This is a genomic window from Rhodoferax sp. OV413, assembly GCF_945881795.1.
Classification (GTDB): domain Bacteria; phylum Pseudomonadota; class Gammaproteobacteria; order Burkholderiales; family Burkholderiaceae_C; genus Allorhodoferax.
Map to the genome: position 1 here is coordinate 1 of NZ_CAMCVG010000043.1, position 19,059 is coordinate 19,059.

Genomic DNA, 19,059 nt, shown 5'->3' on the forward strand with positions numbered 1-19,059 from the left:
GTCATGTTGGTGCATGTCACAGGGAAGGACACGAGCAGCGTGGTGAGCGCTTTGGTTCGGCAGGTCAAGACATTGCCAGAGGGATTGATGTCCACCTTAACTTGGGATCGTGGCACTGAGCTGGCGCAACACAAACGATTCACTGTGGCTACAGATGTCAGTGTCTACTTCTGTGATCCTCAAAGTCCATGGCAGCGCGGTACGAACGAAAACACGAATGGTCTGCTGCGCCAATACTTCCGCAAAGGAACCGACCTCTCGCCATTCGACCAGATTCAACTTGATGCAATTGCTTTGCGTTTGAATAATCGCCCGCGTAAGACGCTGAACTATGAAACGCCTAGCGCTAGACTCGCAGCAAGTGTTGCATCGACCGGTTGAATGCACCCAATACACCACGAGCACTTCCAGGAACTGCTGCGGGAACAGGGTATTACCTGCAGCATGAGCCGTGCTGGCGAGGTCTGGGACAACTCGACGGTGGAAAGCTTCTTCAGTTCATTGAAGGCGGAGAAGACGGCCAGAAAGGTGTACCGCACCCGAGCCTAGGCCCGTGCCGACGTGTTTGATTACATCGAGCGGTTCTACAACCCCGTGCGCCGTCATTCGACGCTCGGATACGTCAGTCCGTTAGAGTTTGAAAAAGCTCGAGAAGCTTAGGTCGGTGTCTACGAGACCGGCAGCAGCCCACAGGTCTGGTCTTGGACCAGCCAGTTGGAAAAGCATCCAAATCGTCTGGTAACTTTGAACTCAGATTAAGGGCGCTTTGTCGGCTGGCAGGTCAAAAAGATTGACCTTGCGACGGTAATCGGTGGGGGTAATGCCCCGCAGCACAGCTGCCCGCGGGGCTGTTTGGCAAGATGAATACCGATACCAGGCCAATTCACAGGCCTTAGCCAGAATCAGAGTGCGACTACACCAGCGTTTTGGTAGATGTGCTTGATCTCCATGAAGTCAATCAACGCGTCGTAGCCGTGCAGGCGCCCCAGGCCGCTGCGGCGGTAGCCGCCAGTCTCGGCTTCAGCAAACAGCTTGTTGTGCTCATTGAGCCAGACCGTGCCGTTGCGTAGTGCACGGGCCACCCGCATCTGGCGTGCGCCGTCTTGGGTCCAAACACTGGCCGACAGGCCGTAATCGGAGTGGTTGGCACGCTTGACGGCATCCTGTTCATCTTCAAATTGCTCCAGCACCACAAAGGGGCCAAAGATTTCCTCTTGAACGAAGAAAGCGCTGGTGTCACGGTGTGCCACCAGCGTTGGAGTCATAAAGTGGCCACTGGCTGGTAGCCCATCTGGACGGCCACCCCGCAGGATGACCTCGTCAGCCAAATCGGTGGCTTGCGCAATCGCCTGGCTCACTCGCTGGTGTGATGGCGCATCAATCAAAGGACCAACCTGTGCGCCTGAGGCCAGGCCAGGAGCCACCACCAGGGCCTGAAGTGCCTGGCTTAACGCGACCTTCATTTCGGCGTATCGTGAGGCATGAACCAGCACACGGCGCGCGGCGGTGCACTGCTGACCAGAAATGATGGTGGCAGCCGCTGCCAATTGCGGCGCAATTCGTGATACATCCACATCATCAAACACTAGGCAGCAAGATTTACCACCCAGTTCAAGTGAGAGTTTTTTCATCGTTGGCGCGGCGGCAGCCATGATGCGCTGGCCGGTAGCGTTCGAGCCTGTAAAGCTGATCACATCAACATCGGGGGAGGTGGTCAGCGCCTGCGCTACCGCATGGCCACACTCGCTCACCAAGTTAAGCACCCCTCGAGGCAGCTGAGCTACAGATTGCAGGTCAGTCAAAACAGCGGCAGTAATCAGCGCGGTTTGTGGCGCCGGCTTGATGATCGTCGTGCAGCCAGCAGCCAGGGCTGGGGTGAGTGAGCGAATCAGAAGCACCACCGGCGAATTCCACGGAACGATGATGCCAGCCACGCCAGCAGGCTCCTTGAGCAGCGTGGAGAAGACACCTGGTTCAACTTCAAAAACATGGCCAGGGATGAATCGGGTCAGACCAGCGTAGTAACGGATTTCGGAGATGGCACCTGCTATTTCTCCGCGCGACTGCTCCAGCACCTTGCCGTTTTCCAGCGTCAACAAATGCGCGAGCTCCTCGGCGTGCGCTTCGAGCCGATCGGCCCACTTGAGCATCACCATCTGGCGCAGCCTCGGTGACTGCGCCCAGTCGGGGCGCTCGAAAGCCCGGCGTGCAGCTGCGATTGCAGCTTCGGCATCTGCACCATCACTGGCTGCGTAGCGGCCAATCACACGGCCATCGGCCGGGTTCACACTGTCCTCGAACTGTCCGCTTTGCGCGGGCTGCCATTCATTGTCGATCAGATTAAGCGCTTGGGGGGTCATCTCATGTCCTCAATGCATCACGGAACCGCCATCAACCACCACGACCTGACCGGTCACGAAGTCGCTGGCGGGACTGGCTAAGTACAGCACGGTGCCGCACAGGTCTTCGGGTGTCACCTCTCGTTTGATGGCGCGGCTGGCAATGTTGTTGGCACTCACCGCGCCTTGCCAAGCCGGGTTGGCCACTGTGTTTTCACTGGCGGTCAGGCCAGGGGCCAGCGTGTTGACCCGGATGCCTGCATCGCCCAACTCACGCGCCATGCTGCGGGTCATGGCCACCACCGCGCCCTTGGAGCTTACGTAGTGCAACAACATCGGCGCGCCCTTGAAGACAGTGCCTGAGGCGATGTTGATGATTTTGCCGTAGCCCTGCGCACGCATGGCGGGCAGCACAGCCTTGCTGCACTCGAAGGGGCCTCGAACATTGACGGCCATCACCTTGTCCCACTCAGCGCTGTCGATTTGATCCATCGGTTTGAGTGCCAGGTTGGTGAAAATGCCGGCGTTGTTCACCAGGATGTCGATACGCCCAAACGCACGCATGGCAGCTTCGGCCATGGCGCGAGCAGACTCCGATGACGTCACATCCACACGCACATCCAAGGCTTGCCCGCCAGCGGCCTTGATGGTCGCGGCCGTGGCCTGGCTAGGCACAACGTCGGCACAAACCACAGCCGCACCTGCAGCAGCCAGGGCTTGGGCATAACGCGCCCCAATCCCCTGGGCAGCGCCCGTGACGATGGCTACACGGTTGGCCAGTGCATTGGCACTTTGATTCAAAGGCTCAGTCATCTCGGATTCCTTATTGGTGTGAGGTACTGCGTTCAAGCTGCTGTGCAGCCAATGTGCGCTTGTCTTCATCCTTGCGCTGTGCGTCCGACATGCCGTTGAACAGCGTTCCGATAACGCCACTTTTCAAATCGCTGGTGCCAAACAGCGCATCGCAAATTGGGAAGGTGAGGTTGAAATTTCGGGTGTGCATGAAATCCGGGTTGTGGTGCAGGACATGCATGCGCCTGACGGTGTTGACCAGGGGCAAACGGTCCAGCAACGGATGCTCGAGATGCGACAGGGTGTGTAAGCCTTCGTACATGAGAAAGTAGCCAGCCATGCTGATCATCGCGATGTAACCGGCGTTAACCGACCAAAGTGCAGCAAGCACAAGCGCTAAGGGCAATGCAGCGAAGACGAACAAGACGGGCGCAAAAGGCGGGAACAGCAAAGCACGCCAATCGCGCTGGCCGTGGTAATCCAGGGTCTTGTGCGAGAAGAACTGGTGGTGGGTCCCCACATGCCGCTTGTAAGCTGACTTCAGAATGCTCTTGGGGCTGTGCAACAAATAGCGATGCGCTGCCCACTCGGCCCAATTGCCGAACAGGAACATGGGCATCATCACGAACACCCACTCCTGCCAGCGAGTTGACGCCAGTTGGCTGGCACAGTACACGATGGCCCCAACCGTAAAACACAAGGTAAATGCCAAATGCATTTCACCGCGGTACCAGCCCGGCGTGTTCTCACGGTATTCCTCTCGAAACGCGTGGGAACGGGCAACAATTTCCTGCTCTCGGTTCATGACAAAACTCCTGTATTTAAAGTCCAAGAAACTTGGAGGCAAAGGTGGGATCAGCCAGCAATTGTTCGCGGCTGCCTTCCAGCACTGTGTGACCGTTTTCGATCACATAGGCACGATCGACGAAGTCCAGCGCACGGTGGGTGTTTTGCTCCACCAAAATCATGGTCACGCCTTCAACAGCGATGCTGTGAAGTGCAGACAAAATCTCATCAATCAGCTTGGGGGCCACGCCAATGAATGGCTCGTCCAGCAGCAACAGACGCGGACGAGACATCAGTGCGCGACCTATCGCCACCATCTGCTGCTGGCCTCCACTGAGTTCACCGGCGTTTTGTGTGGCCTTCTCGCGCAGGATCGGAAACAGCTCATAGACCCGCGCCAACGAAACCGCCATATCCTTGCGATTGGCCACGGCATACACCCCCATCTCGAGGTTCTCCAGTACGCTCATCGCGGCAAACAAGCGGCGACCCTCGGGTACCATTGCAATCCCACCCGCCACAGTTTGTGCGGTTGATGGACGCTCCAGTACCTGCCCGTTGTAGGTGATGGTGCCCCTGGCTTTGGGGTACAGGCCTACAATGGCGCCCATGGTGGTGGATTTACCTGCGCCGTTAGCACCCAGGAGCCCCACTTTCTCACCGCGCCTCACATCCAGAGACACATCCCACAGCGCCGTGAGCGGCCCGTGGTTCACACTCAAGTTCTTTAAGCTCAGCATGTGTGTTCTCCTGCCTTAGCCTTAGGGGCAGCTGAGCCCAGGTAGGTGCTGAGCACCCGCTCGTTACGCACCACATCGGCCAGCGGGCCGTCCGCAATCAAGGTGCCTTCCTCCAGCGCGATCACACGATCCACCACCTTCTCCAGCGCCGAGAAAATATGCTCAACCCAGATCACGGTCATGCCGTAGCGGTCGCGCACATGGCGGATGTGATCGACAAAGCGTTGCACCTCTCCAGGCGTGAGTCCTGAGGCCACCTCATCCACCAACAGCAGGCGGGGCTTGCAGGCAAGCGCACGTGCAAATTCCAGAGCCTTCTTCTCCTGCACCGATAAACCGTCGGCACGTTCACGCAGACGATGCCCCAGCTCGGCGTACTCGATGAAGACACGGGCCTCTCGCATCGCGTCGCGTGGGGACAGCGGCTGCTCATTGAACATCAGCGGAATAGCGATGTTCTCTTGCACCGTGAGGTCGCCAAAGGGACGCGGGATCTGGTACGTGCGACCCACACCCAGACGGGCGATTTGGTCACGGCTGCAACCTTTGAGGTCTTGCCCTGCAAACAACACGCGGCCTTCGGTGGGGGTGTAAACCCGCGAGATGCAGTTAAACAAGGTTGTCTTGCCCGAGCCATTGGGGCCGATCAAGCCAACGATTTCGCCTGACTGAATCTGCAAGCTCACATCTTTGACCGCCACATTGCCGCCAAACTGCATGCGCACGTTCTCGAGCTGGATGAGCGGCGTACTTCCTAGCGCGGCGTAGCGCGGCAGTGGCAGCTCCTTCGATGCGGCAGAAGTCTGCGCTGCAGTGGCGGTCTCACCCATGTACTCATGGTGCTCACGCGCCAGAGCGCGTAGCAGCGGCACCTTCTTTACCCAACGCGCGCGCAGAAAACCGCCGGGCATGAAGCGCCCGATGAGCAGCACAATCAGCCCATACAGCGTGGCTTGGAAACCCTTGACGTTGACCAGCAGCCACTGCTGCAAGGTTGCGAGCACCAGCACGCCAACCACCGGACCCCAGCGCAAGCCGGAACCAGCGAAGAGCACCATCGCCACCGGCACCAGCGCCACGTTCAGACCAAAAACCGTGGCTGGGTCGATGTAACTCATCTGCCAAGCTTGCACTGCACCTGCTACCGCACCAAAAGCAGCACTCAGCACCAACACACGTCGCTTGATGGGTGCGATGTGCACACCCACGGTTTCGGCCACTTGCTCGTCGTTACGGATGCTCTTGAGGGCATACCCAAAACGTGAGGCGTTGATGCGCAAGGTGACCATGAACGTCAGCACGCACACACCAAGCGCAATCAGGTAAGCCGGCTGCAGCACCTGCGCCACTGGCAGCACGATGCCGTCAGCACCGTTGGTGATCGGTGTCAGGTTGTAAGCCAGCACCTCCATGAGTGGCAGCAGAGCCAATGTGGCGAAGGCGAAATAGTCACCTTGCAATCGAAAAAGCGGCACCGAAATCACCAGCGCAGCCAAGGCCGTGACCACAACCGCAAAGCCGATGGCCACCCACAGCGGCCAATTGCCCACAAGCAAGATGGCAAAGGCATAAGCCCCAATGCCGTAAAAGCAGTAGTGCCCCAGGTTCACGTAGCCCATCTCACCAGCGACCCAGTCCCAGCTTTGACCCAAAATGTAGGCAATCAACACCGTGAACCCGATGGTGGTCAGGTAAGCATTGCCCAGGAACGGCAGGCTGGCCAGTGCTGCCACGCCGAAGGTGCCCAGTGCCCAACCAGTGACTGCGTTCAAGCTCTTGCTCATGTCTTCGCTCTCACGCCTTTGGGGTATGCCACCAAAATCAGAAGCATCAGGATGACGCTCAATGCTGGCGCCCATTCAGGCTTCCAGTAAAGCCCTGTTAAGCCTTCGGCGACACCTAAGAAGATGCCAGCCAGCAAGGCACCGGGTAAGTTCCCGACGCCACCCACCACAATGATGGTGAAAGCTTTAACCGTCAGTCCAAAGCCCATGTAGGGATCCACCGGAAACGACAGCACATACAGCACCGCAGCGATGGCCACCGTGGCTGAACCGAAGGCGAAGGTCAAGGCCTTCAGGCGCGTGCTCTGCACACCGCAAATTTCGGCGCCCACAGGTTCTTGGGTGACTGCACGCACCGCTCGACCGAACCACGTGCGCTTAAGGATCACATGCATCATTGCGGTCAGCAAGGCAATGCCCAAAAGAATCAGCAACTGCGTGGTGGAGACCACGATGTCACCAAACTCCAGAGCCTCTAGCCGCACAGGGATGTTGCGCTGCGTAGCCCCAGCAGCCATCGCCGTCAAATCCGACAGAATCATCAGCGTGCCCACCGTGACCAGCACCGTACCCACCGTGGCCTCAAAGTGGCTACGCCGAGTTAAGGGGCGCAGCAACACATGGTAGTAAGCGTAGGCGCAGGCGAACATCAGTGGCGCGAGGAGTGCTGCGATCAGCAGTGGGTGCAACTGCCAGCTGGCAAAGACCAGACTGGCAAGCACGCCGCTGACAGCCAGCAGGGTTCCGTGCGCAAAGTTGAGAATGCGGACGACACCGTAGATCAGCGACAACCCGAACGCGACCAGCGCGTACAGACCGCCGAGCAAGGTCCCGCCGATCAGGACTTGAAGCAGGACTTCCATTGTGATGCTCGCTTACTGCCAGCTTGGCGAAGGCCAGACCAGCTTGCCCGTCGCAACCTCGGGCGGCCACACCACATTGACCTTGCCACCGTTCATCTGCACGGTGAAAGCGCCGGTGTTGGGGAAGCCGCGCTCGTCGAAACTCACATCACCCGCGGGAGACTTGATGGTGGACTTGAAGAGCGCTTCTTTGACCTTCTCACGGTCAACCGCGCCGGCTTTCTCAATGCCCTGGATCATGGCCAGGTAAGAGGTGAGTCGGCCTAGGGTCCAGATGTAGTCAAACATCGACACATCGGAGCGCTTCATCACCGTCTCCACCAGATCGCTGTAAGCGCCTTTGATGCCGGGGTACCAGCTCAACTCGCCGGTCATGCCCTCGATGTCTTTGCCAACCTGTCGGCTCAGGGAGCCGGTCAACATGGTGTGGTGCACATCCATGGCGCGCACCTTGAGCTGGCGCATTTGCTGCACCAAAGGTACCGAGGCGTTGTCAAACGAGCTGATGTAAATGATGTCAGCCTTGGCCGCTCGTACCTTGGCGATCAATGCGGTGAAGTCCTTGAGCTCGGCAGAGAACGTCTCGTTGCCCAGCACCTTCAAGCCCTGCTCTTCGGCCTTCTTGCTCCAAGTTGCCGAAATGCCTTTCATCACTGGATTGTCGTGGGTGATGAAGAAGATCGTCCGCGGCTTGGGGCTGACGGTGGTCAACATCTCGAAATAACGTGTCGACCAATTGGGCACCACTGGGAAGGGTGTGCCCCATATGTACTTCAGGCCGCGGTCGTAAACCGAGGGTGTTGCCACGTTGGCCATCACCATGGGGATCTTGTGCTTGTCAGCCACAGGCGGCACCGGGCCGCCCAGCGACGACCAGTCGGGTCCAACAAAGAAGTCCACCTTGTCCACGGTGGCCATCTTCTCGAACAGTGCCACGGCTGTAGCCGGCACGCTCTGGTCGTCATAGATGACGAATTTGAGTGGCAGTTTTTTGTTGCACGCCTTAACGGCGATACCGCCAGACTTGTTCACTTCTTCAGCGAACACCTCGGTCATCTTGCGCCAGCGGTCGGCCAGTGTGGAGAAAGGGCCGGTTTCGGAAATGGTGGTTCCAAAGACGATGGGCTCTGTGCACGAGCCCTGTGCGGCATGCGCAGGTAGGTAAGTGGCCAGCGCTGCAGCGCCCATTATCAGGTGGCTGAGTGTCTTCATTGCTTGTCTCCTCGTTGTTAAATCGATTAGGGATGTCATTGGTCAGAAATCAGGCTTCGATCAACGTGGCTTCATGGCGTTGAGCCGTTTAGGCCCTGCCAGCGTTGCACCAAGTCGCGGTGGTCGATGTCAAAGAGGTCGAGCACGCGGCCTACTGTGTGGTTGACGATGTCGTCCAGCGAATTCGGGCGGGTGTAAAAGGCGGGCACCGGCGGACACACAATGCCGCCCATCTCGGTCACAGCAGTCATGTTGCGCAGGTGCGCCAAGTTAAGCGGTGTCTCGCGGGCCAGCAGCACCAGGCGGCGGCGCTCTTTGAGCGCCACATCGGCTGCGCGGCTGATGAGGTTATCGGCCAGACCATTGGCGATCTCTGCGAGCGTCTTCATCGAGCACGGGGCGATCACCATCCCAGCCGTCCGAAACGAGCCACTGGAGACTGCGGCACCAATGTCCTTAACGCTGTGCACAACATCAGCCAAGGCTTCGATGTCAGCGCGTTTGATGCCCAGCTCCATGGAAGCCGTCAGCACGCCTGAATTGGAAATGATCAGGTGGGTTTCCCACTCAGGCAAAACGCGCAACTGTTCTAGCAAGCGCACACCATAGATGGCGCCGCTGGCACCAGTGATGGCCACGATCAAGCGCATTTCTGTGATGGGCTCAAGACTGCAAAGTTCCTGTTTGCCAGTTGATGCGCACACCCACACGCACCTCATTAGCAAGCTCGATCTCGGCCTCTCCAGGAATGCGTACCTTGGTAAACACATGCTCGTGGTAGACCACCGGACGGGTTGCGTCTATCCCCATCTTTGCGCTCAGCCCTTGGAGGTGAGTTGGCGGGGCCTCGCCATCAGCAAAATGCTGACCCACCGTGGTGGACGGATCCAGCACCGAGCCTTGCGCACCAGGGATCACCACCAAATCGCGGTCGGCTTGGAAGCGCGTGGCCACAGCCCACTCAACTTGCTGCGGCTCATGCACATCGACATCGTCATCCACCACGATCACCTGCTTGATGTCGTAGTGCGCACCGAAGGCTGCGCAAATCACGTTCTTGGGCTGCCCCTCGTGGGCCTTGCGGATCTTGACGAACAGGTGGTAGCGACCCACACCGCCGACCGACAAGTGCACGTCCAACACATTGGGGAAACTGCGCTGCAGGTGGGCCAGCAAGGTCGCCTCACGCGGGATGGAACCAAGGAGCAGGTGCTCTTTTTCTGCGGGCACGATGGTGTGATAAATGGGTTGTTTGCGGTGCGTGATGGCATCGACCTCGATGACCTCGCGGCGCTCACGAGCGCTGTAGTACTTGGGGAATTCACCGAACGGCCCTTCAAGCTCGCGTACCCCTGGGAGCAGCCTGCCTTCGATCACGATCTCGCTGTTGGCTGGCACATGCACGCCATTTGTTTGGCACTTCACCACGGGCAGCGGCGCGCCATGCAGCGCACCCGCAATCTCCAGCTCATCACAGTCGATGGGGGCAATCGCCTGCGAGGCCAGCAACGTTAGCGGGTCCACACCGATCACCACCGCCACCTCCAGCGCTTGCTGACGCGATTCGGCCTCTTTATAAAAAGCCAACAGGTGGCGGGGCAACATCAAGATGGCCATGTGCGTGCCCGAGTGCACTTGAATACGGTTGATCGAGACGTTCTGCACACCTGTGACTGGGTTGCGCGCAATCACCAGCCCTGCGGTGATGTAAGGGCCGTTGTCGTGCTCGCTGTGGGTAGGTACAGGCAAGAGCTTGAGCACATCCGCGCCAAGGTGCACGACTTGCTGGCAAGGTGCTTGCGCAGCACTCACCTCTTGGCAGGGCAGTGGCTTTTCCGCGGCCTGTCGAAAGCGCGCCAATAAGCCTGTTTCAGACACGCCCAAGGCCTCTGCGATCCAACTGCGCTGCGACATGATTCCTGATACAACCGGCACAGTGCCACCACCCGCAGCGGGAAAGAAAGCAGCTTGTCGGCCATCCAACTTTTTGGCTATCGCAGCCAATCGATGCGTCAAGGGCACGCCCTCGCGTAGCACTGCAAGTCGACCGGTGGACTCCAGATGGGCCAGCCATTCGCGCAGGTCGCGGAAGGGGGCGGCAGTGGGGGTTTGCTTGTTCATGGCATCAGGCTTTCTCAACATGAGATCTACATTTAGTTAGAAACACGCCCAACGAACTTCCAAAATCGCGCAGGCTTCCGCTAGGATGGGGCCACCCTTAGGCATCAGCGTGTTTGGCGGCTGGAGGTACGGGCTAGAACATCACTCGGCCGTGATTCGGCCTTGTACGACGATCTTCTTCCACAATGCCATCTGTGCGTCGATGAAGGCTTTGAATTGCGCAGGACTGCCCCCGTCGGGCACCACGCCTTGTTGTTCGAAGATCCTTTGGACTTCAGGCATAGCCAGCACGGTATTGAGGTCCCGGTTCAGACGCTCGACCACCTCAGCTGGCACACCCGAGGGCACCACAAACCCATGCCAAGAAGACACCTCGTAATTCCGCAGGCCAGCCTCGCTCACCGTAGGAATCTCAGGCATCAGCGGCGAGCGCTTTGCGTTGGCGATCGCAATCGGTCGGACCTTGCCCGACTGAATGAAGGGCAGCACATGTGGCAAAGCATCGAACGCTAGATCAAGCTGCCCGCCTGCTAGATCGGTCAGCAGCGGAGTACTGCCTTTATAGGGGACCTGCATTAGCTGCACGCCGGCCATCTCCTCGAAGTAAGCCATAGCTAAGTGGTTGGACGAACCAGCCCCTGATGAGCCGTAGTTCAAAGCGTCAGGGCGCGCCCGAGCTTTTGACAGCACATCTCCCAGGGTTTTCAACTGGGAGCGAGCATTGGTAACCAGCAACATTGGCGAACGACCGGCCAGCACCACTGGTGCAAAAGCTTTCTCGCTGTCATAAGGCAAGGATTTGTAAAGCCAGGGATTGGCTGCAAATGGGAACTGGATCACAAGCAGGGTGTACCCATCCGGGGCCGCGGTGGCCACGGCCTGGGTACCTATCACCGTACCCCCACCGGGCTTGTTATCTACCACCACCGGTTGCTTCCACAGTTTGCTCAACTGGTTGGCCGCAAGACGTCCCAAGGTGTCGTTAAATCCTCCCGGAGGATAGGGGACGACGATGCGTACCGGCTTACTTGGGAAAGCGGCTGACACAGCGGGACCCTGAGCCAGTGCATTGGACATTAACAGTATGCCTGCCAGTAGGACTATCCCGAGCCCCTGGGGGCTGGGCGAACTAAACCGCTTCATCTTTTCTCCTCGTTGTCGTCTTACCCTCTTGAAGGGACAGACTGTTGTATCGAAGAAATTCTAAGAATCAATTTACATCATGTCCACTAATATATACTGATCGCATTAATCATAAATTCTGATGTTAAATTCACGCAAATAGTTCAAAAATTTCAATGCAACTCCGACAAATCCAATACTTTCTCGCGCTATATGAGGAGGGGTCCATGACTCGGGCAGCCAGCCGCATGAATGTGGTGCAACCGGCGCTGAGCATGCAGCTGACCAAGTTGGAAAGCGAGATCGGCCAACAGCTGTTTCATCGCAACACACGGGGACTGGCGCCTGCCCCGGCCGGCCATCTGATGTACAAGTTGTTTCGCCCTTTGCTGGCTGAATTCGCACAGGCACGTGACCAACTGATGCAGACAGATGGTGAGCTTAGTGGCCATGTGTCAATTGGGCTCATCGCCAGCGTGGCGCAGGACCTTTTGGCTAAGGTGCTGAAAGAGTTCTCCCAGGCTCACCCGAGAGTCACACTTGCTCTCAGCGAAGGCTATTCACCTATGTTGTGCAAGGCAGTCACAGAAGGGCAACTGGATGCTGCAATCATCAATCAGCCGAGGCGCCAGTTGGCACTCAAAAGCCACCCTTTGCTGAGCGAGGACTTTGTTCTGGTCACAGGTCACAAGCACCCACCGCTGGCTGATATCCTATTTACTCGCGAAGTGGTGGAGCTGAAGTTGGCATTGCCTACGCGCTTACACGGGTTACGGGATATTCTGGACAGTATCACTCAAGCAGAGGGCATCGCTCTAGCTCCAGCACTGGAAGTGGACTCTATTAACGCATTGTTGCAACTGGTGGAGATGGACACCTATGCCGCGCTTTTACCGCGAATAGCTATTCGTAGTCGGCTGCATGACGGCAGCCTTCGCGCGCACACGCTGGTAGACCCTCCGCTGACAAGGCAGGTAGTTTGCGTGACTCACCCGCTGCGTCCACTCAGCCCCGCGGCAGCCGCATTCATAACTTTGCTTGAGCAGCACGCCCAATCCAAAGTTGCTCAAAACACCACTACACCTTGATGTCTGCTTAAAGGAGTCCCTATGACCCCACTCACCCCGTCGCGTCCGGTTGAGCTAGACACCTCGTTGTGGCGATATGCCCAAACGCTATACCGACGTCAAGGCGTCTCATCAGCCTGCTTGGAACTGCAATCACGCATCGGGTTGGATGTTTGCGTGCTCATATTCGCGCTGTACGCGACCCACGGCCACCGCGCCCTGAGCCCTGAAGCCCTGGCAAACGCCGATAAGGGTCTAAAAGCTTGGCGGGAGCAGGTGGTGCTACCACTGCGACAAATCCGCCAAGCTATGAAATTAGGCGTACATGAGGTTGGATCAGAACTTAATAACTGGGTACGCGAGCAGGTGAAGATCACGGAATTGAGCGCCGAGCAGGTGGCCATTGCCTACCTGGACAGGCAGATCGTGTGCTTGCCAAACGCCAATGAATCTCAAGATATGCACTTGCGTGGTTTCGAACATACTCTGCAGTGCGTGCTTGCACACTTTGCACAAATGAATGGCCATTTGCTTGGGACCTTGGAAGTGCCTGATGTGCGTATCGCCGCAGAGCTACTGGTTGGCGAAGCGGAGGGTTTGCAACATGCTGAGGCCGACGAAATCAGCTGGGACTCGAAAGATTGAAGCTGCAAATAAAAAAGCTAAACCGCACTCCTTAATTTGTAACGTTTGAAGTGCTCGAAATATCGAGTTCAGCAGAATTCGACGAAATCAAGGCCGCCTACAAGAAAAAAATTTGGCAGTACCACTCGGACAAAGTCTCTAAGCTCGCCCCCGAATTTAAAGAGATGGCAGAGCGGAAATCTAAACAAATTCATGCGGCTTACGAGTTCATCGCTCGGCGCCATGAGGGCTCTTGACTTTACGGCGACTCTGCTAGAGCCACGGCCGCAGGTCACAGGCCCTGGCCAAGCAAAGTTTGCAGGCATGGCCCTTTGACATCAGCAGGTACAGCTTGACGCTGCGCACTTTTTTTCGATGCGGTTGAGCTTTTTTTCTTGACGCCGAACTGCGGCCCAACTCTTATAAAAGACTGGGCTACTTTGGGGAGGAATTCGGGGAGGAATCCGGGGAATAACGGGGCTTGAAAAAATGTAAATACCAATGAAATCAAGGACTTGCAAGCCCCGACATTCCCCCAAGCGCCCCTCCCGATTGGGTTCGAGCCCCATCAGCCACCCCAACTGAATCAAGCAAAAAGCCCAACCCCTCATGGTTGGGCTTTTTGCTTTTTAAATAAGTTGCTTGGCCTGCTGGCACTTGAAAATTCTGGATGTCCATCTTCATTTTCATGTCTTCTTCTAAGCGTCAAAGCCATCATTCGCCCCAGCATTTTCTCATCTAACCTATTGGGCTTGCTCATTGGTGCTTCTTGAAACCACACGAGGCCAGCTTTGTGGCCCTGGGCGGGCTCAACAGGGTATTTACCTGTTGAGCCTGCAAGCTGAAGGCCTATACTTTTTTTACTGCGGTGCGGGTGAGCACGAGACTTCCCTTACGCACTTACGAACATGTTCGACCGGGTTGACTTTCATGCATTTCGAGGTTCAAGGTAGCGGGCATCCAGTGGTGCTGATGGCGGGTCTGGGTGGGCTGGGGTCCTTCTGGCAGCCTGTGATGGAGCGCCTCTCCCGTCACCAGATGTGCATCACCTTTGATCACCCCGGCATGGGTCGAAGCCCGGCATGCAAGGTGCACAGCATCGAGCACATTGCCAGCGAAGTACTCCTACTGCTGGATCATCTGGGGCTGGCCTCGGCGCATTTTGTCGGACATTCCACGGGCGGTCTGGTGGCGCAGGTGCTGGCGCTGGACCACCCTGAGCGGGTGGATCGCGTGGTGCTCAGTGCTACCTGGGCACGGCCGGACCGGCGATTTCGCGACTTATTCGATGTCCGGCGTGTGGTGCTGGAACGCGCCGGCTTTGCCGCTTACAGCGCCATGGCCAAACTGTTGGGCTATCCGGCTGAATGGTACGAGGCCCGGCTGGCTGGCGATACACCTATTAACTTTGACGCCAACACCGAGGGCGATCTGACAACCGCTTTGGCGCGCATCAACATGCTGCTGAGTTTTGACCGGGCTGACGAGCTGAGCGCTATCAGCGCGCCGGTGCTGGTGCTTGGCGCCATTGATGATGCTATTGTTCCCCTTGCGCATTCGCGCGACCTGGCACGCAGGCTTTCAAAGGCCCGTTTGATCGAAATGCAGGGTGGACACTTCTTGCCTCAGACACAAACGGGGGCTTATGTGGCCGCATTAGAAACGTTTCTCAATGACCCGGCATGAAGTAAATAGACAGTCAACACATTCAAAGGAGATTTGCAATGAACGCATCGCTTGATTCATGGGCCCGAAAACTTCTGGCAGCGGGTGCTGCTCTGCTGGCCATGGCGGCGCAGGCTGCCGATCCCTGGCCGGTCAAACCCATCAAGATCGTGATTCCGTTTTCGGCCGGTGGTGTACAGGACACGCTGGCGCGTTCAATATCGAACGAGTTGGGTGCGGCACTGGGTCAGCCCGTGATCGTCGAGAACCGCGCTGGAGCGGGTGGAACTGTGGCGGCCAACTTTGTAGCCAAGTCAGCACCTGACGGCTACACGCTGGTTCTGGCAGCGGCCAGCCACAACATCAATGGCACGCTCTTTTCCAAGCTGAACTATGATCCGGTCAAAGATTTCGTCGGTGCCGCCTACGTTGGAAATACCAGTTACATCATGGTCGTCAACGCCAGTGTTCCGGTCAAAAACGTGGCTGAATTTGTGGCCTACGCCAAGGCCCGACCCGGCCAGCTCAACTATGCGACTGCAGGTGCCGGCAGCGCCACCCATCTGTCCATGGCCTATTTCAATGGCATGGCTGGGCTCGATATTGTGAACATTCCAACCAAGGGTGCTGGTGAAGCCATGACCGAAGTCCTCTCCGGGCGCTCACACGTCATGATCAATGCCAACAACGTTGCGTTGCCTTTTGCCAAGGATTCCCGCGTGCGACTACTGGCCGTGACCTCTGAAAAAGCCTCCCCCTTCGTGCCCGGTGTAGAACCCATCTCTGCTGCGTTGCCGGGCTATGTGTTCGACAGCTGGTTCGGTCTGCTTGCACCGGCGGGAACACCGACTGAGATCGTCAACAAGCTCAACGCCGAAGTGGGCAAACTGGTCAAGCGTGCCGATATCATCGAGCGCCTGCACAAGCAGGGCATCGAGCCCGGCAGCATGGCGCCGGAGGCTTTTGCGCAACTGCTCCGGCAGGATTTCGAGCGCATGGCCAAGGTGGTCAAAACCTCGGGCGCCAAGGCGGATTGACTTTGCCCCGTCAAACAGCTGATCTGCATGATGACTTAGAGCGCATCAAGTGGGTGAATGGTCCGGCTATGTTGATCATGGCAGGGCCGGTCCTCTTGTGAATTCTGTCGCAGAAACTCAGTTGGCTCTGGCCACCCAAATGGTGGCGCCCTCAGGGCCGTAGGTTTCTGCATGCGCCACGTTTCGGGCCAGCCTGAAGCTGTCGCCCGCGTCCAAGTGCCGCACCTGATCTCCTATTGTCAGGCTGTAGCTGCCTTTCATCACCACTACGCTGGCATCAAAAGGGTGTGTGTGCGTATCCAATTGCTGGTTGGCCGGCCACGTACGAATCAATACCTCGTCGAATCCTTCTTCCAGTGATTGCTTTGTAAATTCAGCCATGGTCATCGTGGTCATGGGCAGGCTCCATTGAGTAGGTGTTGTAGAAATTCGCTGGCGTTGCGCAGCTTGATTTTGACATTTCCCAATCAGTAATCCAACAATGAAATCAAGGATCTGAACAGGCGATGCCTATTGAGCGAAAGATCGGGTCTTCCTGAGTGATGGCTTGCAACCCATTTAAAAAAGTAAACTCCCGGCATGCCCGCCCAGCGCTATCCGGACTTGGACCTGCCGACTCCTCTTGATCACTCTGCACGCTTGCGTGACATGGCAACCGGGCTTCCTTCTGCGCCGGGTGTTTATATTTTTCATGGGGAAGAGGGCGCGCTACCGCTGTACATCGGCAAGAGCGTCAACCTGCGCAGTCGGGTGCTATCGCACCTGCGCAACCCTGACGAAGCCAATTTGCTAAGGCAGACGCGGCGTATCAGCCACATCCGCACGGCCGGCGAGATCGGGGCGCTCTTGCTGGAGGCCAGTCTGATCAAGCAGCAGCAGCCCCTGCTCAACCAGAAACTGCGGCGCAACCGGCAGCTCTGCTCTTGGCGCTGGGCGCATGATCAGCTTGAAGTCGTCTATTCAAAAGACGTCAATTTCGCCACCGAACCATCCCTGTATGGCTTGTACGCCAGCCGCCATGCGGCCATAGAGGGCTTGCATCAACTGGCTGACCAGCACCGGCTTTGCTATGGCGCACTGGGGCTGGAAAAGCTGAAGGAGGGACGCGCCTGTTTTCGCGCCAGCATCGCGCTGTGTGCAGGTGTTTGCCGGGGTGATGAAAGCGCAGAGGCGCACGGCCAGCGCCTCTTTTCCAGCCTGGAGGGTTTGCGTGTGGCCTGCTGGCCTTACCCGGGGGCCATAGGCTTAACCGAGCGTTTTGAGGACCTTTGTCAAGTGCATGTGGTTCGCAACTGGTGTTATCTTGGCAGTGTGAGCGATCTGAGCCAGGCCAGCTCGCTGGACGAGATGGCCGCGGGTTTTGATGCGGACGGCTACAAAATCTTGTGCCGCCCGGTGCTTAGCGGCAGTGCGCACATCACGCTGCTTGGCCCAACCAACCAGGGGGAGACTGTATGAACCGAGTGGCGCAATCTGTTGGCAAATGGTTGGCGACCTACCTGAGCAAAGAGCTTGAGATCGATGGCACGGCGCCGCCCTCGAACCCCTTGCACCTGCAAGCCATTTTGCAAGCGGGTGATGTTTTGCTGGTCGAGGGCAACACCCGGCTCAGTGGCGCTATCAAATACCTGACCCAGTCGACCTGGTCGCATGCGGCACTTTACGTGGGTGTGGATGCTGCGCCCGGCATGCCGCAAGGCCACTGCCTGGTGGATGCTGACACCGTGCAGGGTGTGCGCAGCATCGGGCTGGAAAAATTTGCCCACTTGCACACCCGCATCTGCAGACCGATTGGCCTGACGCCGCAAGAGCGCAACACGGTGGTTCAGGCGGCAATTGCAAAAATAGGACATCAATACGACCTGCGCAATGTGTTTGACTTGGCCAGGTACTTATTTCCCACACCGCCGGTACCCACGCGCTACAGGCGCAGGTTGCTGGCTTTGGGCAGCGGGGACCCCACACGCGCAATTTGCTCCACGCTGATAGCGCAGGCCTTTGAAAGTATTCACTACCCCATACTGTCTTTAGAAAAACGCCAGGCCCAGTCATCTGCTCAGGGTGCTTGGTTTGAACCCATGTCCTTCAAGCCCAAACACTTCAGCTTGCTGACCCCCCGGGACTATGACGTGTCGCCGTACTTCGCCATCGTCAAACCCACGGTCGAGTGCGGTTTTAACTTTCGTGATTTGGAGTGGGCGCAATAATGCCCGGACACCCCTCAGAAGAACTCATGCAAACTGCAAACAAAATCGCGCCCAAAGCCTGGACCGCTCAAGATCTTCTTCAGGACGCATCCTGGATTCAGCGCCTGAGCGCCGCCGAGGTCGAGGGCTTTGAGCAGGCCCTAGAGTACGCCAGACGCCTGAACAAGCCGCTGCTGGAAATGGCGCAGGCCGACTTTCCGCTGAGCGATGCCTCGCGCGCTGCCTTGGCGCGCGCCATTGCCACCACGCAAACCGGTTTCGGCATGTGCCTTGTCAAAGGTTTTCCGGTGGAGCGTTGGAGTGAAAGTGATACCCGGCTGGCTTACTGGGGCATGGGTCTTTACATGGGGGTGGGGCGCACGCAAAACCGCGCCAGTCAGGTGATGAATGATGTGCGTGACGAGGGCGGTGACTACAAGGCCAAGGGCGGGCGCGGTTACAACACCAACGCCGGCCTGGACTTTCACCAGGACTCCTGCGATGTGGTGGGTCTCTTGTGTAGGCGCACCGCCAAAAGCGGCGGCACGAGCAAAGTGATCAGCTCCATGCAGCTGTGCCGCGAGGTGCAGCGCTTGCGCCCGGACCTGATGGTGGTCTTGCAGCAGCCGTTTTTTCACAGTTACCAGGGCACGCAAGACCCGTCTCAGCCGCCGTTTTACCGCTGCCCGATTTTTGGCAATCACCCTGAATTTTTTGTGGC

Annotated in this window: 21 protein-coding genes and 1 pseudogene; 10 read left to right on the forward strand and 12 right to left on the reverse strand. The window is 57.6% G+C overall.

Annotated elements, in window-relative coordinates; genetic code table 11:
• Together Q0O05_RS06980 and Q0O05_RS06985 are read left to right on the forward strand one after the other, a co-directional pair.
• Positions 1-381, forward strand: a 381-nt coding sequence (locus tag Q0O05_RS06980) for an IS30 family transposase (RefSeq protein WP_293661553.1), incomplete at its 5' end; no start/stop codon positions are given.
• A gap of 18 nt (positions 382-399) precedes the next feature.
• Positions 400-660, forward strand: a pseudogene (locus Q0O05_RS06985) (IS3 family transposase); the annotation flags it as partial.
• Between the two features lie 242 nt (positions 661-902).
• Here Q0O05_RS06985 and Q0O05_RS06990 read toward each other — a convergent pair.
• The 10 genes from Q0O05_RS06990 to Q0O05_RS07035 form a co-directional block, all read right to left on the reverse strand.
• On the reverse strand, positions 903-2,360 hold the full coding sequence (locus Q0O05_RS06990; RefSeq protein WP_293661554.1) for an aldehyde dehydrogenase family protein: 1,458 nt from the start codon (positions 2,358-2,360) through the stop codon (positions 903-905).
• A gap of 9 nt (positions 2,361-2,369) precedes the next feature.
• Positions 2,370-3,152 (reverse strand): glucose 1-dehydrogenase, encoded by a 783-nt coding sequence (locus tag Q0O05_RS06995; RefSeq protein ID WP_293661555.1) that lies wholly within the window; start codon positions 3,150-3,152, stop codon positions 2,370-2,372.
• A gap of 10 nt (positions 3,153-3,162) precedes the next feature.
• Entirely contained in the window at positions 3,163-3,936 is a 774-nt protein-coding gene (locus Q0O05_RS07000; protein WP_293661557.1) for a fatty acid hydroxylase family protein, read from the reverse strand.
• Between the two features lie 16 nt (positions 3,937-3,952).
• The gene (locus tag Q0O05_RS07005) at positions 3,953-4,657 is read right to left on the reverse strand and encodes an ABC transporter ATP-binding protein (RefSeq protein ID WP_293661559.1); all 705 of its coding nucleotides are present in this window, start codon (positions 4,655-4,657) and stop codon (positions 3,953-3,955) included.
• Positions 4,651-6,441, reverse strand: coding sequence for a branched-chain amino acid ABC transporter ATP-binding protein/permease (locus tag Q0O05_RS07010; RefSeq protein WP_293661561.1), 1,791 nt, complete (start codon positions 6,439-6,441; stop codon positions 4,651-4,653). The genes Q0O05_RS07005 and Q0O05_RS07010 overlap by 7 nt, the downstream gene beginning before the upstream one ends.
• Positions 6,438-7,304, reverse strand: a complete 867-nt coding sequence (locus Q0O05_RS07015; RefSeq protein ID WP_293661563.1) for a branched-chain amino acid ABC transporter permease — start codon at positions 7,302-7,304, stop codon at positions 6,438-6,440. Before Q0O05_RS07015 ends, Q0O05_RS07010 begins: the two co-directional genes overlap by 4 nt.
• Before the next feature lie 12 nt (positions 7,305-7,316).
• On the reverse strand, positions 7,317-8,516 hold the full coding sequence (locus Q0O05_RS07020) for an amino acid ABC transporter substrate-binding protein (RefSeq protein WP_293661565.1): 1,200 nt from the start codon (positions 8,514-8,516) through the stop codon (positions 7,317-7,319).
• 71 nt (positions 8,517-8,587) lie between these two features.
• Entirely contained in the window at positions 8,588-9,166 is a 579-nt protein-coding gene (locus Q0O05_RS07025; RefSeq protein WP_293661567.1) for a UbiX family flavin prenyltransferase, read from the reverse strand.
• A 13-nt stretch (positions 9,167-9,179) separates the two neighbouring features.
• The gene (locus tag Q0O05_RS07030) at positions 9,180-10,637 is read right to left on the reverse strand and encodes a UbiD family decarboxylase (protein ID WP_293661569.1); all 1,458 of its coding nucleotides are present in this window, start codon (positions 10,635-10,637) and stop codon (positions 9,180-9,182) included.
• 141 nt (positions 10,638-10,778) lie between these two features.
• A complete protein-coding gene (locus Q0O05_RS07035) occupies positions 10,779-11,612 on the reverse strand; it encodes a tripartite tricarboxylate transporter substrate binding protein (RefSeq protein WP_293661571.1) in 834 nt (277 codons plus the stop codon).
• A gap of 323 nt (positions 11,613-11,935) precedes the next feature.
• Here Q0O05_RS07035 and Q0O05_RS07040 point away from each other — a divergent pair, with 323 nt between their 5' ends.
• The 3 genes from Q0O05_RS07040 to Q0O05_RS11910 are packed head-to-tail and all read left to right on the forward strand — an operon-like array spanning position 11,936 to position 13,707.
• Entirely contained in the window at positions 11,936-12,847 is a 912-nt protein-coding gene (locus Q0O05_RS07040; RefSeq protein WP_293661573.1) for a LysR family transcriptional regulator, read from the forward strand.
• A gap of 21 nt (positions 12,848-12,868) precedes the next feature.
• Complete coding sequence (locus tag Q0O05_RS07045; RefSeq protein ID WP_108402357.1) at positions 12,869-13,471, forward strand: TIGR02444 family protein; 603 nt, start codon at positions 12,869-12,871, stop codon at positions 13,469-13,471.
• 50 nt (positions 13,472-13,521) lie between these two features.
• The gene (locus Q0O05_RS11910) at positions 13,522-13,707 is read left to right on the forward strand and encodes a DnaJ domain-containing protein (RefSeq protein ID WP_108402358.1); all 186 of its coding nucleotides are present in this window, start codon (positions 13,522-13,524) and stop codon (positions 13,705-13,707) included.
• Positions 13,708-14,057: 350 nt separating this feature from the next.
• Here the strand turns inward: Q0O05_RS11910 and Q0O05_RS07050 are convergent, their stop codons facing one another.
• Complete coding sequence (locus Q0O05_RS07050; RefSeq protein ID WP_293661578.1) at positions 14,058-14,210, reverse strand: hypothetical protein; 153 nt, start codon at positions 14,208-14,210, stop codon at positions 14,058-14,060.
• Between the two features lie 170 nt (positions 14,211-14,380).
• Here Q0O05_RS07050 and Q0O05_RS07055 point away from each other — a divergent pair, with 170 nt between their 5' ends.
• On the forward strand, positions 14,381-15,136 hold the full coding sequence (locus tag Q0O05_RS07055; RefSeq protein ID WP_293661580.1) for an alpha/beta hydrolase: 756 nt from the start codon (positions 14,381-14,383) through the stop codon (positions 15,134-15,136).
• A gap of 38 nt (positions 15,137-15,174) precedes the next feature.
• Positions 15,175-16,152, forward strand: coding sequence for a tripartite tricarboxylate transporter substrate binding protein (locus Q0O05_RS07060; RefSeq protein WP_293661582.1), 978 nt, complete (start codon positions 15,175-15,177; stop codon positions 16,150-16,152).
• 117 nt (positions 16,153-16,269) lie between these two features.
• Here the strand turns inward: Q0O05_RS07060 and Q0O05_RS07065 are convergent, their stop codons facing one another.
• Entirely contained in the window at positions 16,270-16,548 is a 279-nt protein-coding gene (locus tag Q0O05_RS07065; RefSeq protein ID WP_293661584.1) for a cupin domain-containing protein, read from the reverse strand.
• 183 nt (positions 16,549-16,731) lie between these two features.
• On the opposite strand from Q0O05_RS07065, the gene cho reads away from it, so the two are divergent.
• From cho to Q0O05_RS07080, 3 genes are all read left to right on the forward strand, one after another.
• Entirely contained in the window at positions 16,732-17,610 is an 879-nt protein-coding gene (gene cho, locus Q0O05_RS07070; protein WP_293661586.1) for an excinuclease Cho, read from the forward strand.
• Positions 17,607-18,359 carry a YiiX/YebB-like N1pC/P60 family cysteine hydrolase gene (locus tag Q0O05_RS07075; RefSeq protein WP_293661588.1) on the forward strand — a complete coding sequence of 251 codons (753 nt, stop codon included), beginning with the start codon at positions 17,607-17,609 and terminating at the stop codon, positions 18,357-18,359. The genes cho and Q0O05_RS07075 overlap by 4 nt, the downstream gene beginning before the upstream one ends.
• 26 nt (positions 18,360-18,385) lie before the next feature.
• The coding region (locus Q0O05_RS07080) for a TauD/TfdA family dioxygenase (protein ID WP_293661590.1) at positions 18,386-19,059 on the forward strand (674 nt) is incomplete at its 3' end.

Bases quoted from the DNA above. Each gene is read 5' to 3' on its own strand.
- Q0O05_RS06990 (WP_293661554.1), bottom strand. From the start codon at position 2,360: ATGACCCCCCAAGCGCTTAATCTGATCGACAATGAATGGCAGCCCGCG.
- Q0O05_RS06995 (WP_293661555.1), bottom strand. From the start codon at position 3,152: ATGACTGAGCCTTTGAATCAAAGTGCCAATGCACTGGCCAACCGTGTA.
- Q0O05_RS07000 (WP_293661557.1), bottom strand. From the start codon at position 3,936: ATGAACCGAGAGCAGGAAATTGTTGCCCGTTCCCACGCGTTTCGAGAG.
- Q0O05_RS07005 (WP_293661559.1), bottom strand. From the start codon at position 4,657: ATGCTGAGCTTAAAGAACTTGAGTGTGAACCACGGGCCGCTCACGGCG.
- Q0O05_RS07010 (WP_293661561.1), bottom strand. From the start codon at position 6,441: ATGAGCAAGAGCTTGAACGCAGTCACTGGTTGGGCACTGGGCACCTTC.
- Q0O05_RS07015 (WP_293661563.1), bottom strand. From the start codon at position 7,304: ATGGAAGTCCTGCTTCAAGTCCTGATCGGCGGGACCTTGCTCGGCGGT.
- Q0O05_RS07020 (WP_293661565.1), bottom strand. From the start codon at position 8,516: ATGAAGACACTCAGCCACCTGATAATGGGCGCTGCAGCGCTGGCCACT.
- Q0O05_RS07025 (WP_293661567.1), bottom strand. From the start codon at position 9,166: ATGCGCTTGATCGTGGCCATCACTGGTGCCAGCGGCGCCATCTATGGT.
- Q0O05_RS07030 (WP_293661569.1), bottom strand. From the start codon at position 10,637: ATGAACAAGCAAACCCCCACTGCCGCCCCCTTCCGCGACCTGCGCGAA.
- Q0O05_RS07040 (WP_293661573.1), top strand. From the start codon at position 11,936: ATGCAACTCCGACAAATCCAATACTTTCTCGCGCTATATGAGGAGGGG.
- Q0O05_RS07045 (WP_108402357.1), top strand. From the start codon at position 12,869: ATGACCCCACTCACCCCGTCGCGTCCGGTTGAGCTAGACACCTCGTTG.
- Q0O05_RS07050 (WP_293661578.1), bottom strand. From the start codon at position 14,210: ATGAGCAAGCCCAATAGGTTAGATGAGAAAATGCTGGGGCGAATGATG.
- Q0O05_RS07055 (WP_293661580.1), top strand. From the start codon at position 14,381: ATGCATTTCGAGGTTCAAGGTAGCGGGCATCCAGTGGTGCTGATGGCG.
- Q0O05_RS07060 (WP_293661582.1), top strand. From the start codon at position 15,175: ATGAACGCATCGCTTGATTCATGGGCCCGAAAACTTCTGGCAGCGGGT.
- Q0O05_RS07065 (WP_293661584.1), bottom strand. From the start codon at position 16,548: ATGACCACGATGACCATGGCTGAATTTACAAAGCAATCACTGGAAGAA.
- cho (WP_293661586.1), top strand. From the start codon at position 16,732: ATGCCCGCCCAGCGCTATCCGGACTTGGACCTGCCGACTCCTCTTGAT.
- Q0O05_RS07075 (WP_293661588.1), top strand. From the start codon at position 17,607: ATGAACCGAGTGGCGCAATCTGTTGGCAAATGGTTGGCGACCTACCTG.